Here is a 13,293-nt window from a genome sequence, read left to right on the forward strand (position 1 = left end):
CTTTAAATTACCATATAAGCGAACAAATCGCTTGGTTATATTTGACCGTTACCGCCGAGGTCGATATGATTGTCACAAGTAAATGAAAGCGTTTCCTTTAATCCGATTTACTTAAATCTGAGTTAGGTTAGGAGGGGATATTGGTGCACTTTTCACAAAAAGTGATCTATCAAATCTATCCTAAGTCGTTTTATGACAGTGACGGCGATGGCATTGGTGATTTACGGGGAATCATTGCAAAGGTTCCATATTTGTCACGCCTGAATGTTGATATGATTTGGTTTAATCCGTTCCTTGTCTCGCCACAACGCGATAATGGCTACGATATCGAAGACTATTATCAAATTGACCCGTTATTTGGGACGATGGTGGATTTTGATGACTTGGTGCAGGCTTTGAAAGCCGTTGGTATCGACGTCATGCTGGATATGGTGTTTAACCATACCTCGATTCAGCATGAATGGTTTCAAAAAGCTTTGGCGGGTGACCCTGAGTTTCAGCAATACTATTATATCCGCTCCGCTAAAACAGATGGCACGCCACCGACGAATCAAGCCACGATTAATGTGGAAAATGAACTTGAACATGGGGAAAATTTAACTACTATCAACGGTTAATTCAGTTAAGAAAACAAGTCGTAGCCATTTCAGATGGGGATTATCAGCCGCTATTGCTGGATCATCCCCAAGTGTTGGCCTATCCGCGAACGAGTACAGATTAGCAGGTAGCCGTTTTGACTAATTTCTTTGGGCGAAAAACCACGGTGGAGTTACCACCAGAATTTGTTGGTGCGCAGGTCTTAATTTCTAATTATGCCGCCACGATGGTTGGTAATGCCGTGATTTTACAGCCGTATGAAGCAATTGCCTTATTACGCGATTTAAAGTAAAGGGGGACTTCGCGATGAAACAAGTGCAATTATTATCACCAATTAAAGGGCAGCTAATACCCTTAAGTGACGTTAAAGATCCAGTGTTTTCACAAGGTATGATGGGTAAAGGCTTTGGAGTTGAACCAACCAGTGGTCAAATCGTCGCGCCAGTTAGTGGGCGTATTACGATGGTGGCATCGACTTTACATGCGATTGGTTTTGCAACCACTGATGGTTTGGAGGTCTTGGTTCATTTAGGAATTGATACCGTTGAATTAAAAGACAACCCACCGTTTAAGCTCAATATTCAGGTTGCGGATGAAGTTAAAGCCGGCGACAAAATCGGGACGATGGATTTAGCAGCGGTCAAGGCTGCTGGTAAGGAAACGACGGTCATTTTGGCAGTCACAAATACCGCGGACAAGGTGGCTGAATTGACACCAAACCTAGGAAATGTTGCTGCAGGGTCAGTGGCTGCACAAGTAGACTTGCAGGCTGAAACTGCGGCGACCACCACGCCAACGCCGGATAAAGGCAACGGCGGTAAGTATGATGCTTTAGCGAGTCAAATCATCACGAACATTGGTGGTGCTGGGAACGTGAAGAGCGTTATTCATTGTATCACCAGAGTTCGGTTCTATTTAAAGGATGAGAGCATTGCGAAGGATGATGTGATTCGCAATCTGAAAGGTGTTATCGACGTTGCCAAGGCTGGTGGTCAATATCAAGTTGTTATTGGCCCAGCAGTCACAGACGTTTATGACGCGGTTGTTTCCCAGCTTGGCCCAGGGTTCGGTGACGATGATGCTTCCGCTATTGCTAGTGAAAAAGAAGCCAATAAGGCCGCGTGGAAAAAGATGACCCCTTGGCAAAAGGTTAAGCATGGTTTTAGTGCCTTAATTGGGGTGATCACCGGGTCCATGATTCCGGTCATCGGCTTGTTGGCTGCTTCAGGTATTTTAAAAGGGGTCTTAGCCCTACTGACCTCCTTCAAACTCGTTTCTGCAACGACGACAACTTATGTGATTATCAATGCGATGGGGGATTCAGTCTTCTACTTCTTACCAATCTTCGTCGGGTTCACTGCTGCCAAGAAACTAGGCTCTGATCCAGTCATTATGGGAATCATTGGTGGGGTGCTGACGTATCCAACGATTGTGGCGATTGCCAGCACTGGTAAAGTTACCAGTCATTTACTAGGTATGGGAATTAACGCTAATTTCTTTGGATTACCAGTTCACGTGGCTTCATACAGCTATTCTATCTTCCCAATGATTGCTGGTGCTTGGTTAGCTAGCAAGTTGGAACCATGGCTGAAACGTGTGATTCCAACCGTCTTACGAATGATCTTTGTCCCATTACTCGAAGTTATTATTATTTCTGGTGCGATTATCTTATTCCTCGGACCAATTATCACCGCCTTCTCTGGTGCTTTAGCGGCCGGGATTGTAAAAATCTACGAACTCAGTCCAGCAATTTCTGGGTTGATCATTGGTGGTTTCTATCAGGTCTTGGTTATCTTCGGCTTGCACTGGGCGATTATTCCAATTGTAGCCAACGATATTGCCACGACTGGTCACAGCTACTTGAATGCGATTGTTTCAGCAACGATGGTTGCCCAAGGTGGGGCTGTCTTAGCGATTGCCATGAAATCAAAGGTTGCCAATATTAAAGAATTAGCTTGGCCAGCAACGATTTCAGCCTTCTCTGGTGTGACAGAACCTGCCATGTACGGGATTAACTTGAAATACGGTCGGGCCTTCGTCACTGCCAGCATTGGTGGGGCCGTCGGTGGTTTCTTAACCGGCTTGATGCATGTTAATATGTGGGGCTTCGCTGGTTCCTTAATCGGCTTCACGTCCTTCGTTAACCCGAAAGGTTTGGACTTCAGTTTCTGGGGTTTCTGGATTGCTTCAATCGCTGATATTATTGTCGCCTTTACGTTGACTTACATGTTTGGTTTCTCAGACGCGGATGTTAAAAATGTTAAGACTGCGCCAAAGAAGAAACATTTAGGCCAACAAGCTGCATAATCTAACTTCAATATAAGTCTTAGAATTTGATCACGCCTTAAAAGTTCGTTGCAGATGATTGCAGCGGACTTTTTATTTCGCGAAAAGTTGAACATGGATTATGGAAAACGCCTCCGGTTATCACTGATGACAGGCGGCGATGAGACATAATCGGCCGGTCAAGCAGCGGCGAAGTTGACGAAATCAGCGCAACTAGTTGACATTTCAAATAATAGCTGTTTTAATGTAACTTATAAAGTTACAGGAAAGTGGGAACTAAAAATGAAAATAACGATAACTGGTGCAACTGGTCATTTAGGGACTCAAATTGTGAAGGCGTTAAGTCAGCTAGTGCCGGCAACGCAACTCAATTTAGGCGTCCATACAGTCAGTAAAGCGGCGGCTTTTGCCGCAGCGGGCATGACTGTGATGGCAATGGATTATCACGATGTGGCTAGTTTGAAGCCGGTGTTGGCGGATAGTGATGTTTTTATTTATGTACCAAGTAAGAGTCATGATAGCTATTCGCGGGTGAGTGAATTTGAAAATGTCATTCAGGCAGCGGAAACAAGTCGAGTCAAGCATATTTTAGTCATGGGTTTTATCGCGGATCAAATAAATAATCCCTTTGCGTTGTCAGCTTTCTACGGCTACGTTCCGCGCCGGTTAGCAGCTTCTAGTCTACACTACACGATTATCCGTAATGCGCTGTATGCTGATCCGTTGGTGCCTTATTTGCCAGAATTGATTGAACGACAGAATGTGATTTATCCGATGGCGGATCAAGCGTTGAGTTTTATCAGTCAGGCGGATAGCGCAGCCGCTTTTGCCAAAGTTGCAACCACGCCACGATTGTTAGGAAATGGACGAATCTATACGTTGACGCAGTCGCAATCTTATACGATGCCTGCTTTGGCAAATGTCTTGAGTCAAGTTTCAAACCAGCCGATCGGGTATGAACCAGTGACCTTGGCAGAGTTTGAAGCGTTATATAATGCAGGCAACGAAGGTCATATGTTGGCTTCGATGTATGCTGGTGGTGCCTTAGGCCTGTTGAGTGACGTGAGTGATGATTACGAGACGATTATGGGACATCCTGCCCAATCATTGGTCGATTTTTTACAAACGAATTACCCTAAAAAGGCCTAAAGTCACCTAAAATTCATGGTCAAGGCACTGGGCGGTCCCCATTCCATGCTATAATTTAAACTGACAAGAGCATTTGGAAAGGGGGACGCTAGCATGTCTGAACAAATGAGTCCAGATTTTCGCGACTTGTTTCATCGGGGACAACTGACAATTGGTATCAGTGAGTTAAGCAGAATGACTGGTGTCTCGCCACGCCAGCTGCGTTATTGGCAAAAAAAGGGATATATTATTCCTAAAAATGAAGACGAACCGGGGCGCGCGCGGATTTACACCATGAAAATGGTGATTAAAGCGGCCGCCATGAGCAATTTGTTGCAGACCGGTTATACGTTAAAAGCGGCTGCCGCACAAGTGGATGAACGCATGCGGCCGGCACAAACGATGTATCGTCTTTTATTTGGTCGGTACCAAGGCTATGAAGTGGCGACAGATGGCCAGCTATTAGTGGATTTAGGACAATTTGATCCAGATCCCACACAAGAAATTTTTGTGAAGCTGGTGGATGATCAGCCGAAGTTTATTTTGAAGGCTAGGGACTAAAAATACTCACCAAGTTGCGGTTAGACTGCAATTTGGTGAGTATTTTAGTTTGGTCAGTTATTTTGTAAATTCTGTCAAAATGCGTTGCGAAGCCCGTGCACTAAACTGATTAGTTTGTAGCTGGTCAAAAATGTCTTTCATAATAGCGGTCAATTGCTTGTCAGTTAAGCCCTGTGCGGCGAGCGTATTGATCACGACCTGCAATAAATCTAGCGGTAAAATTGGTCGTTTTTCAGGATGATTGTCGAAGAATTCTTGAACCGCTTGATCATGAAGTTGCCAGTAGACTGGGTTTTTGACGTCATCAAAAATAGTCTTCAGTTTTTCTAATGTGGGTGACAACGGAATGTTTTTAGCAATCAGCGTTGTTAACATGCCTTCTCGTTCCGGAATCCGAACATCGGCAACGTAATCTTTCAACAATAAGAAATGCGTCTTGAACGGTGGTCGTAAGCTAAAGGTCATCGTCAAGGCAATTTGACTGTCATTATCTGCCATAAGCAAAAACTCCCTTGCTGATTAATGCCGCTTGGTGAAACGGACGACCGCTTCACAGCGTGCGGTTTGTGGAAACATATCAATTGATTGAATGTAATCGACCTGGTAGCCGCGGGTCAATTGACGCAGATCTTGGGCTAACGTTGAGGGATTACAAGAAATATAAACGAGCTTTTCTGGGGCACTTTGTAAAATAGCGTCGATAAGCACGTCGTCTAAACCAGTTCGAGGTGGATCAACCACAATTGCATTTGGCGCAAAACCACTAGCTAACCATTGTGGTAACAACGTTTCGGCTTCACCAACTTCGTATTTGGCATTGGTGATCTGGTTGCGCTTAGCATTTTCGTTGGCGTCCGCCACAGCTGCGGGAATCGTATCCATGCCACGAACTTCTTGAGCCACATCGGCCAATGACAAACCAATCGTCCCAACACCGGAATAGGCATCAACTAAGGTTTCGTGTGGGGCTAGGTTTAACGCGGTGCGAGCCAGTTGATAGAGTTTCTTGGTTTGTTCAGGGTTCAATTGGAAGAAAGCTCGCGCTGATAAATCGAAGGCAAGCCCATCTAATTCTTCGGTAATCGTTGGTTTACCAGCCAATAAAGTGGTCTGGTCACCCCAGATTAAAGAAGTTTTGCCAATATTCACATTTTGCATCACAGAGACGACCATTGGTAATTTATCGGCAATCTTCATGAGTAGTTGATGCTTTTTTGGGAATTTAGGCGTATTTGTGACAAAGACGAGTTGAACTTCCCCAGTTGCTGCGGCTGCTCTAACAACGACGGTTTTGACAATACCAGAATTGTGTTCCTCATCATAGATAGGAACGGCTGATTCTTCCAGCCATTTAACAACGGCCCGCATAACGGTCATCGTTACCGGCATTTGTACGGAACAAGTGGGTAAATCAACTAAGTCATGACTGTTTTCCTTATAGAGTCCGGCGGCAACGTGACCATCGATCATCCGAACTTGGAATTGAGCCTTATTTCGGTATTCATAGGGGTCGTCCATGCCAATAGTTGGGCGGATGTCATACTGTCGGAAACCAGCTGGTTGGTATTTTTCGAGTGCTTGCCGAATTAAGTCTTGCTTGAACTTTAGTTGAGCTGGGTAGTCTAAATGTTCTAGTTCAAAACCACCGACTTCACCGGCATATTCATCACGAGGATCAACGCGATCAGGACTAAATTTCCGGATTTTCCGAATTTTAGCTTCCAAGTAACGCGGATGGACGGTGGTGACTTCTGCGACGATGACTTCACTGGGTAAAGCACCTTTCACGAAGGTGATCACGTGCTTATAGTAGCCGATTCCTTCGCCATTGATGCCGAGTCGCTTAATGGTTAATGGGAAACGTTGTCCCAAAGTGATATCGGATTGGACTTTTTCAACCGGCTGACGGCGCGCTTGGGATGGCCGTGCTGGCCGACGATTTGGATAATGATTCGATTCTGTCATATTAGCTTTAACTAACCTCGTTTTCTGTTAACTGCGTTCAAGTCATTATAGCATGTCGACTGATGGTAAAGGGGAAAAGCGCAGTTTGCTGAACTGTGTGTGAAGATAAGAACAGACAACGTGTTGTCAAAAAATGGGATCATGTAACGCCGTTCAGGGTGGCAATGAGGCGATAGTTGGGACCCGATAATGTAAGCGATTTATGCTAAAATTAGGTCAACTAGAAAGTTAAAAATTGCCGTCTGCACGAGGATATCAACAATCAGGCGGTGAAAACTAGTCGATTACTACGCTTCCGGTTGTTGCGGATAACATGCGGACGAGGGACCAGTTCAAGCCTTAGAAACGTCTTGAACCTTGCCCGGAAGCTTTGCCAAAACCGCAAATCTCCCGGACCGTCCGTGGTGTAAGGCCGGCAAAGAACGCCGGTCAAACACCACCTGCACGTCCGATGCTATCAGCAACAACCTCTAGTTAATTACGCTTAGCGGAGTCAGTCGAAATCGGTGTGCAGTGTCGGCAAGAATAGTCGGCGTTCTTGGCTGACTATTCTTGCGGGGCAATTCAAAGACGTGTTTTGTCGGCTTGGAATTGAGGCGTCAGACCGTACCTTGGCTGGCGCCGTCCCCCTCACAGCACACCGATTTTGACTGACGGAGCGCTGAATTTAGACGTAAAGGTTACTGGTACCACAACATTTATAATGTTTTTGAGTCTTTCAAGCTTTGGTCAACTAAAAGTGGAGTGGAGGGGTGTTTGATGAGTGCTTTAATGACGCTAGCAAATGTGAATTATCAGGTTGGAGATAACTTGATTTTAAAGGACATCAATTTAGGAGTTCCGGCTGGGGCGCACTATACGATTACCGGTCCGTCTGGGAGTGGAAAAAGTACGCTTTTGCGCTTAATGGCCGCCATGATTTCGAAGACGAGTGGGGACTTGGTTTTTGATGGTCAACCGATTGAGAGCTATGACCCAATCATGTATCGACGAGCAGTTTCATATTGTTTCCAACAGCCAACCTTGTTTGGGGCAACAGTCGCTGACAACTTGGCGTTTCCTTATCAAATTCGCAAACAAGCAATGGACACCGAGCACGTGACGGCGGCCTTAGAATATGTTGGGTTATCTGCTAAAATGCTGACACAAAAAATAGAAGACCTATCCGGTGGCGAACGTCAGCGGGTCGCTTTGATTCGCAATATTTTATTTTTACCTAAAATACTGTTGTTGGATGAAGTCACTGCTGGCTTGGACACGGCTAATAAAGACATCATTCATCAGTGGTTACGACATCTGAATCAGGATCGCCACGTCACAACCATTATGATTACTCATGATACGACCGAGATTGACGCTGCAGATCAATTATTACGTGTTGTTGAGGGCCATTTGGAGGTGGGCGCATGAATTTAGTTGTAAATAATACCTCATTGTTCTTGGCGGCAATGCTGGTACTAGTGGCTCTGGCGATTAGTCTGTGGCAAAAACTAGGCCTAGATAAAGATATTATCATTGGTGTCGTGCGTGCCGTAATTCAACTATTTATCGTGGGTTATTTATTGAAATATATTTTCCGCGTGAATAATTTTTGGCTGACAACGGCGATGATTCTATTTATTATTTTCAATGCCGCGTGGAACGCTCAGAAACGTGGTGCGGGGATTGCTCATGCACTACCCATCTCCTTTTTGGCAATTTTTGTGAGCACCGCTGTGACATTAGGGGTCTTGGTCCTAGCCGGTGCCATCAAGTTTATACCATCCCAGATGATTCCAATCTCTGGTATGATCGCGTCTAATTCAATGGTTGCGATTGGTTTGGCCTATCGAAGTCTAAACAGCCAATTTCATGACCAGCGACAAGGGGTCTTGGAACGTTTAGCTTTAGGGGCCGGCTTGATGGATGCCTCGATTGCAATTGTCCGCGAAGCGATTCGAACAGGGATGTCACCAACGATTGATTCGGCTAAAACAGTTGGCTTAGTTAGTTTGCCTGGCATGATGTCTGGTTTGATTTTTGCGGGGGTCGATCCAGTTCGGGCGATTAAATACCAAATTATGGTCACTTTCATGTTATTGTCAGCCACTAGCTTAGGCTCAATTATTGCGTGTTACTTGGCCTATCGAAACTTTTATAATGAACAAAAACAATTAAAATAGTGTCTGCTGGTATATGCTATGATAGATTGGATTTTGTAGGGGGTGTAAGTGGTTGAGTAATACTGATGTTTGGTTGCCGGTGCCAATGTATGTTTATTGGTTTTGGTTGGTACCGGCGAGCTTTGGGGTGATTTTTAGCTGGCGGTATTGGCGTGATAAAGTTCGTCTGAGTAACGGCCTGTGGTTTTCGCTATTTTTCTATTCATTTTTAACGATGCTGGCGATTACCATTTTAGGGACGAACAATCACCCGTTAATCATTGTTTGTGGTGCAATTTTTATTGGATTTATTCTCCTATTAGGGGTGCTGTTCTTCCTCCAAGCATTCTTATTATTGTGGAATGCTTGGATTATGTGGCGGCATGAAAGTCATACGTTGCCGAATATGTTGACGTTGATTCTAGGTTTAGCGATTTTGATCTTGCCATTTGTGGGCAGTGCTATTGGTAATCGGGTGCCACCGACCGTGAATATGTTTATGACGATCTTTCCAAATTTAGTAATTTTTTATGTGGCTTTTTGGTTCTACAATTATTTGACTATGTTGGTCATCTATCAGTTTAATCACCCACGGTTACGGCAGGATTACATCATTATCCTGGGTGCTGGTTTGTTAAATGGCGATGAGGTCTCACCATTATTGGCACAACGGATTATGTGTGGTCTGAAATTTTATCAGAAGCAACAACGGCGGACCAAGCATCCGGCCGTGATGATCTTTTCTGGCGGTCAGGGTAGTGATGAAACGGTACCGGAAGGGCAAGCAATGCTGGACTATGCCGTTGCTCGAGGCCTACCCGCCGAAGCTGGCTGGGCTGAAACACAATCGACGACAACTTTAGAGAATATGCGATTTAGCAAAGAGCTGATTGATCAAGGCTCAGTTAAAGTGCCACACACGATTTTTGTAACAAATAATTATCACACTTTTCGGGCTGGGATGTTTGCCAAACAAGCCGGATTAAAAGCGGATGGCATTGGGGCGCGCACGGCACGGTTCTTCTTACCAGATGCGATTATCCGTGAATACATTGCGATTTTTGCACGTCATAAGTGGTGGCACGCCGCTGCAACTGTTGGCATGTTAATTTTATCCTTGGCCATGATTTGGTTGGATTGGTATAACGGGCAACTTTAAGTAAGTTTGAATTAAAGCAACTACCGGTTGCAAGTTGTGTCCTGCAATGTTGCGTCAATAATCAGGCAATGAAAACTTGGCGATTATTTGCTGCTTCCAGTTGTTGCTGATAGCATGCGGACGTGGGACCGGTTCAAGCCTCAGAAACGTCTTGAACCTCGCCCGGAAGCTTTGCAAAAAACGCAAATCTCCCGGACCGTCCGTGGCGTAAGGCCGGCAAGAAATGCCGGTCAAACGCCACTTGCACGTCCGATGCAATCAGCAACAACCTCTAGCTAATCAGCTGTTTGGAGCAATTAAGGACTAATCAATGATTCCGACTGACGGAGCGCTGAATGTTGGTGGGGGTTACTTTAGACGTAATGGTTATTGGCACTACTACAGTTGTAGCACTTTCGACCTGTAGTAAAACAAACTCATGATTTTTAGGGAGTCTGGGACAAAATTCCCAGTTCGCATCAAAAAAGTAGTTCTGAGAAATCATTTGATTTCTCAGAACTACTTTTTTTAAACCTATTAACGACTGATTATTTGCCGCGCAAACAAATATATGAGTTCGATAAAGCAACTTTCGGTGGCCGCAATAGTTTCTCAACGACTGACTTGGACGCCACTTTTATGCGTATGAAAGAAGATCCGATGCGGAATGGACAATTAAAACCAGGTTATAACTTACAGGTCGCCAGTCAAAATCAATTTGCGCTTTATTATGAACTGTATCAACGGCCGACAGATACCCGGACCTTGATTCCATTTGTAACTCATATCTTTAAACAAACACCTAATGCCGTCCACTGGATAGTTGCTGACGCTGGTTATGGAAGTGAAACCAATTATCAAAAACTTACTGATGATTTCCAAGTATATTATGCGATTCCTTCCAGTACTTTCTGACCAGCGCGATAACAACCACTAGGCCACTGAATTGGCAGGTCGTCATTAGGCCAAAACCCATGTTGAAGGCATTAATACTCCCGCTAACGAGACTGAGCACGGCAAACACCGTCAGGCCAATCCAATGGACTCGATTTGTCCAAACGTTCGGGTGGCGACGGCCAATACCCAAATTGATCATAAGACCAATTAGTAAGAGGATGAGAAAGTCTATCCAGTAGAAACCTGGGAAAGTTGATATTTGAGTGATACGTTCCACTAGGAGAACTCCGAACAGAACCACTAATAGGTTGGGGCCTGGGTGGGCAACTGGTTTTGCTACGGGTACGGCTGCTGTGTCCTGTAAGAGCTCATCTACTGGGACGGCATATAGCGTGGCTAATTGGGTAATGGTGGCGATGTCTGGTTGATTCCGGCCAGTCTCCCAGCTGGAAATGGTTTGGCGCGAGACGTGGAGTTGATTCGCCAGCGCCGTTTGGGTCAGCTGTTGCGTTTGGCGGAACTTTTTCAAACGCGCGCCTAGTTCTGTCGATGCCATGGGGGCCCCTCACTTCCTTGATAATTGCTATTAACTCTAGCATAGGGAATCTGCGGGAAATAGCAAGCTATTTTCGCTAGCATCCGTATCATCTGGCGGGTTGAACGGGTACGCTGAAAGGGAATAGAGGAGACGATGTCTAGTGCAACGAGTACAAGAGAAAATGGTTCGGGTAGTCGGGTTACGGCAAACCTTTGGTCACCGAATCGTCTTACGTGATGTGAACTTTGAATTTTCAGCCGGCAAAATCGTCGGATTAGTCGGTCCCAACGGTGCGGGCAAGACGACCGTTATGAAGGCCTTACTGGGATTGTTACCAACGGATGCGGGAAACGTTCGGATTTTGGGACAACCCGTTTCGGTCAATACCCATTCAGTTGTGACCCAACAGGTAGGTGCGCTCATCGAACGCCCGGCGATTTATCCCTTTCTGAGCGGCTGGCAACAGTTGCAATTGATGACGACTTCTGAGAAACAAATAACGTGGGTGGTGCAGGTTCTCCAAATGGATGCTTATATCCACCGGGCGGCCAAACGGTATTCACTAGGTATGAAACAAAAGCTGGGGATCGCCATGGCATTGGTGAATCGACCACGGTTAGTCATATTGGACGAACCGATGAATGGGTTGGACCCGCAATCGGTTAAGCGACTACGTCATTTAATTGTTCAAATGGCAGGGAAAGGGACCACCTTTTTAATCTCCAGTCATATTTTGAGCGAGCTGGAAAAGATCGTTGATACGGTGATCCTAATTGACCAAGGAGAAGTGCTGCTACAACGGACAATGACTCAGTTGCGGGAATCGGCGCGGCAATCCTTAGTAGTGCAGACGACGGAGAATGCCTGGGCATTGCGAGTGCTTTTACAGGCCGATTATCCGGTGACACAGCGGGTGAGAAATTTGATCGTGACGAAGCCAGTTGCGCTGACGCCCTTACTGCGCACCCTGCTTGACGCGCACATCCAAATTTTAAAGATAAATCAGTATCAGGAAGATCTAGAGACGGTCTTGTTACGCTTATTAACGGAGAGGAAGGTATAGGTCATGGGACAAGTATTGCAGCAGGAGATTTTTAAATTCAGACATCAGCAATTGGCGTGGCTCACCCCCGCCATCTTGGTCCTCTTAATGGCGGGACTGGCAATGACGACCCATGGGGCAGCGACCAGTGATCAGAAATTTTATATTTCGTCGGCGTATGGTGGATTTCAATGGTTGACGATACTCATCATTGTGATTGGTGCCAGCTGTGTGACCATGGAATTCGAATACGGGACGATCAAGCAGTTGGCGACGCAGGTGAATCATCGCTGGACGATCTTCGTGGGGAAATATGTATTAGTTCTCGGCTATAGCGTGTTACTTCATGGGGTAGCTATTCTCGTGACACTATTGCTCAAGACTAGTGTTGGTCGGGGCCTTCACTGGCAGTACATTTACCTCTATCACCAATCGCTATTGGCTAATCTAGTAACTAATGCGCTGCTGGACATGTATGGTGGCGTCATGATTATTGGGCTGGTCTTCTTGTTGGCAAGCTGTAGTCGTAATAGTGCGGCGGCAATTGCTATTGGGATAGGAGCCTGTTTCATGGGAGAAGGGGTATCCAGTTTGTTATTGCAGTCTTTTAAGCCGTTGTTGCCCCTGATGAAATGGAATCCGTTTAACATGTTCTTTCTACAGGAGGAGTATGCCAATCCCAGTTATCAGCAGAACGTGACTCATTTGACGATTCAGCAGTTAAGTGTCGGAAGCCTTGTGTGGGCGTTGTTCTTTGTTGGGGTGGGGGCGATGATCTTTTCGCGACGGCGGATTTAAGTTGAGGGGGGGCTGGCCGGAAAGTAAGCACCTAATAACTGACCGTCTATGATTGGCGGCAAATTCGCGATATGATGATTTTTGTCCTAAACTCATTTTTTTGACCGAAATATAAAAATTATTATTGACCTAAATAACAAGTACTAATATACTATTAATCGAGCAATACTATACGACGTATAATATAACAGGGGGAATAATG

The 13,293-nt window shown here is 45.4% G+C and carries 12 protein-coding genes and 2 pseudogenes; 11 read left to right on the forward strand and 3 right to left on the reverse strand.

The window, feature by feature from the left end:
* Positions 1-143: 143 nt before the first annotated feature.
* The 5 genes and pseudogenes from FFM64_RS08645 to FFM64_RS08660 form a co-directional block, all read left to right on the forward strand.
* A pseudogene (locus FFM64_RS08645) lies at positions 144-551 on the forward strand (alpha-amylase family glycosyl hydrolase); the annotation flags it as partial.
* 182 nt (positions 552-733) lie between these two features.
* Positions 734-889, forward strand: a complete 156-nt coding sequence (locus FFM64_RS12340) for a hypothetical protein (RefSeq protein ID WP_171000356.1) — start codon at positions 734-736, stop codon at positions 887-889.
* Positions 890-903: 14 nt separating this feature from the next.
* Positions 904-2,904, forward strand: a complete 2,001-nt coding sequence (locus FFM64_RS08650; protein WP_137607616.1) for a PTS sugar transporter subunit IIABC — start codon at positions 904-906, stop codon at positions 2,902-2,904.
* 261 nt (positions 2,905-3,165) lie between these two features.
* The gene (locus tag FFM64_RS08655) at positions 3,166-4,032 is read left to right on the forward strand and encodes an SDR family oxidoreductase (protein WP_137607617.1); all 867 of its coding nucleotides are present in this window, start codon (positions 3,166-3,168) and stop codon (positions 4,030-4,032) included.
* A gap of 93 nt (positions 4,033-4,125) precedes the next feature.
* The gene (locus tag FFM64_RS08660; protein WP_137607618.1) at positions 4,126-4,572 is read left to right on the forward strand and encodes a MerR family transcriptional regulator; all 447 of its coding nucleotides are present in this window, start codon (positions 4,126-4,128) and stop codon (positions 4,570-4,572) included.
* 57 nt (positions 4,573-4,629) lie between these two features.
* Here FFM64_RS08660 and FFM64_RS08665 read toward each other — a convergent pair whose 3' ends face one another.
* Both FFM64_RS08665 and rlmD read right to left on the reverse strand, forming a co-directional pair.
* Positions 4,630-5,070, reverse strand: a complete 441-nt coding sequence (locus tag FFM64_RS08665) for a hypothetical protein (protein ID WP_137607619.1) — start codon at positions 5,068-5,070, stop codon at positions 4,630-4,632.
* 21 nt (positions 5,071-5,091) lie between these two features.
* Positions 5,092-6,537 carry a 23S rRNA (uracil(1939)-C(5))-methyltransferase RlmD gene (gene rlmD / locus FFM64_RS08670; RefSeq protein WP_137607620.1) on the reverse strand — a complete coding sequence of 482 codons (1,446 nt, stop codon included), beginning with the start codon at positions 6,535-6,537 and terminating at the stop codon, positions 5,092-5,094.
* A 759-nt stretch (positions 6,538-7,296) separates the two neighbouring features.
* Between rlmD and FFM64_RS08675 the strand changes: the two genes are divergently transcribed.
* From FFM64_RS08675 to FFM64_RS08690, 4 genes and pseudogenes are all read left to right on the forward strand, one after another.
* Positions 7,297-7,947: an ABC transporter ATP-binding protein gene (locus tag FFM64_RS08675; protein WP_137607621.1), complete on the forward strand. Its 651-nt coding sequence runs from the start codon at positions 7,297-7,299 to the stop codon at positions 7,945-7,947.
* Positions 7,944-8,699, forward strand: a complete 756-nt coding sequence (locus FFM64_RS08680; RefSeq protein WP_137607622.1) for an ABC transporter permease — start codon at positions 7,944-7,946, stop codon at positions 8,697-8,699. The genes FFM64_RS08675 and FFM64_RS08680 overlap by 4 nt, the downstream gene beginning before the upstream one ends.
* A gap of 85 nt (positions 8,700-8,784) precedes the next feature.
* Positions 8,785-9,837, forward strand: a complete 1,053-nt coding sequence (locus FFM64_RS08685; protein WP_379858989.1) for a YdcF family protein — start codon at positions 8,785-8,787, stop codon at positions 9,835-9,837.
* 525 nt (positions 9,838-10,362) lie between these two features.
* Positions 10,363-10,695, forward strand: a pseudogene (locus FFM64_RS08690) (transposase); the annotation flags it as partial.
* On the opposite strand, the gene FFM64_RS08695 reads toward FFM64_RS08690, so the two are convergent.
* Entirely contained in the window at positions 10,682-11,269 is a 588-nt protein-coding gene (locus FFM64_RS08695) for a helix-turn-helix domain-containing protein (protein ID WP_137607625.1), read from the reverse strand. The pseudogene FFM64_RS08690 and the gene FFM64_RS08695 overlap by 14 nt on opposite strands.
* Before the next feature lie 142 nt (positions 11,270-11,411).
* Here FFM64_RS08695 and FFM64_RS08700 point away from each other — a divergent pair, with 142 nt between their 5' ends.
* A complete protein-coding gene (locus FFM64_RS08700) occupies positions 11,412-12,314 on the forward strand; it encodes an ABC transporter ATP-binding protein (RefSeq protein ID WP_137607626.1) in 903 nt (300 codons plus the stop codon).
* Between the two features lie 3 nt (positions 12,315-12,317).
* Positions 12,318-13,091: an ABC transporter permease gene (locus FFM64_RS08705; protein ID WP_137607627.1), complete on the forward strand. Its 774-nt coding sequence runs from the start codon at positions 12,318-12,320 to the stop codon at positions 13,089-13,091.
* Positions 13,092-13,293 lie beyond the last annotated feature (202 nt).

It is taken from the genome of Lactiplantibacillus daoliensis (genome assembly GCF_005405005.1).
Classification (GTDB): Bacteria; Bacillota; Bacilli; order Lactobacillales; family Lactobacillaceae; genus Lactiplantibacillus; species Lactiplantibacillus daoliensis.

What these genes read in the sequence shown, in the direction of transcription:
- FFM64_RS08650 (WP_137607616.1), top strand. Translation starts at nt 904, where the DNA reads ATGAAACAAGTGCAATTATTATCACCAATTAAAGGGCAGCTAATACCC.
- FFM64_RS08655 (WP_137607617.1), top strand. Translation starts at nt 3,166, where the DNA reads ATGAAAATAACGATAACTGGTGCAACTGGTCATTTAGGGACTCAAATT.
- FFM64_RS08660 (WP_137607618.1), top strand. Translation starts at nt 4,126, where the DNA reads ATGTCTGAACAAATGAGTCCAGATTTTCGCGACTTGTTTCATCGGGGA.
- FFM64_RS08665 (WP_137607619.1), bottom strand. Translation starts at nt 5,070, where the DNA reads ATGGCAGATAATGACAGTCAAATTGCCTTGACGATGACCTTTAGCTTA.
- rlmD (WP_137607620.1), bottom strand. Translation starts at nt 6,537, where the DNA reads ATGACAGAATCGAATCATTATCCAAATCGTCGGCCAGCACGGCCATCC.
- FFM64_RS08675 (WP_137607621.1), top strand. Translation starts at nt 7,297, where the DNA reads ATGAGTGCTTTAATGACGCTAGCAAATGTGAATTATCAGGTTGGAGAT.
- FFM64_RS08680 (WP_137607622.1), top strand. Translation starts at nt 7,944, where the DNA reads ATGAATTTAGTTGTAAATAATACCTCATTGTTCTTGGCGGCAATGCTG.
- FFM64_RS08685 (WP_379858989.1), top strand. Translation starts at nt 8,785, where the DNA reads ATGTATGTTTATTGGTTTTGGTTGGTACCGGCGAGCTTTGGGGTGATT.
- FFM64_RS08695 (WP_137607625.1), bottom strand. Translation starts at nt 11,269, where the DNA reads ATGGCATCGACAGAACTAGGCGCGCGTTTGAAAAAGTTCCGCCAAACG.
- FFM64_RS08705 (WP_137607627.1), top strand. Translation starts at nt 12,318, where the DNA reads ATGGGACAAGTATTGCAGCAGGAGATTTTTAAATTCAGACATCAGCAA.